We start from the raw sequence: 1525 nt of genomic DNA, 5'->3' as shown, positions 1-1525 counted from the left end.
CTACACCCTTACCCCGGGACAACCACCGCCCGGGCTGGACTACCTTCCTGCGTCACCCCATCACTCACCTACTACCGGATCGGACCGTCGGCTCCACCCACACCCGACACCCGAAGGCACCGGAGGGCTTCACGGACTTAGCATCACCGGACTCGGCCCTTGCGCTCCACAGCGGGTACCGGAATATCAACCGGTTATCCATCGACTACGCCTGTCGGCCTCGCCTTAGGCCCCGACTTACCCTGGGCAGATCAGCTTGACCCAGGAACCCTTGGTCAATCGGCGCAGGAGTTTCCCACTCCTGTATCGCTACTCATGCCTGCATTCTCACTCGTGTACCGTCCACCACTCGCTTCCACGGCAGCTTCACCCGGCACACGACGCTCCCCTACCCATCGACACCCCCGTTAGAGGTCCATGTGCCGATGACACGACGTCGGCGGTGTGCTTGAGCCCCGCTACATTATCGGCGCAGAATCACTTGACCAGTGAGCTATTACGCACTCTTTCAAGGATGGCTGCTTCTAAGCCAACCTCCTGGTTGTCTCTGCGACTCCACATCCTTTCCCACTTAGCACACGCTTAGGGGCCTTAGTCGATGCTCTGGGCTGTTTCCCTCTCGACCATGGAGCTTATCCCCCACAGTCTCACTGCCGCGCTTACCACTTACCGGCATTCGGAGTTTGGCTAAGGTCAGTAACCCGGTAGGGCCCATCGCCTATCCAGTGCTCTACCTCCGGCAAGCAACACGCGACGCTGCACCTAAATGCATTTCGGGGAGAACCAGCTATCACGGAGTTTGATTGGCCTTTCACCCCTAACCACAGGTCATCCCCCAGGTTTTCAACCCTGGTGGGTTCGGGCCTCCACGACCTCTTACAGCCGCTTCACCCTGCCCATGGCTAGATCACTCCGCTTCGGGTCTTGAGCACGCTACTCCAACGCCCTGTTCGGACTCGCTTTCGCTACGGCTTCCCCACACGGGTTAACCTCGCAACGCACCGCAAACTCGCAGGCTCATTCTTCAAAAGGCACGCAGTCACGACCGCGAGTGACCAGCACCCACGGCGACGCTCCCACGGCTTGTAGGCACACGGTTTCAGGTACTATTTCACTCCGCTCCCGCGGTACTTTTCACCATTCCCTCACGGTACTCTCCGCTATCGGTCACCAGGGAATATTTAGGCTTGACGGGTGGTCCCGCCAGATTCACACGGGATTTCTCGGGCCCCGTGCTACTTGGGTGATGCACAAGAGAGCCGCCATGGTTTCGGCTACGGGGGTCTTACCCTCTACGCCGGGCCTTTCGCATGCCCTTCGCCTACCACAACGGTTTCTGACTCTCCGACCGGCCGGCAGACCGATCCAGCACACTCCCACAACCCCGACCACGCAACCCCTGCCGGGTCTCACACGTGACCGGTTTGGCCTCATCCGGTTTCGCTCGCCACTACTCCCGGAATCACGGTTGTCTTCTCTTCCTGCGGGTACTGAGATGTTTCACTTCCCCGCGTTCCCTCCACAC

General features: G+C 59.7%; 1 rRNA gene. It reads right to left on the bottom strand.

Annotation, left to right across the window (positions count from 1 at the left end):
• Positions 1 to 1525, bottom strand: a 23S ribosomal RNA gene (locus AC2CJA_RS26605); the annotation flags it as partial.

The organism is Streptomyces sp. ATLC9 (genome assembly GCF_057196705.1).
This window is presented reverse-complemented; position numbering and strand designations above follow the sequence as displayed.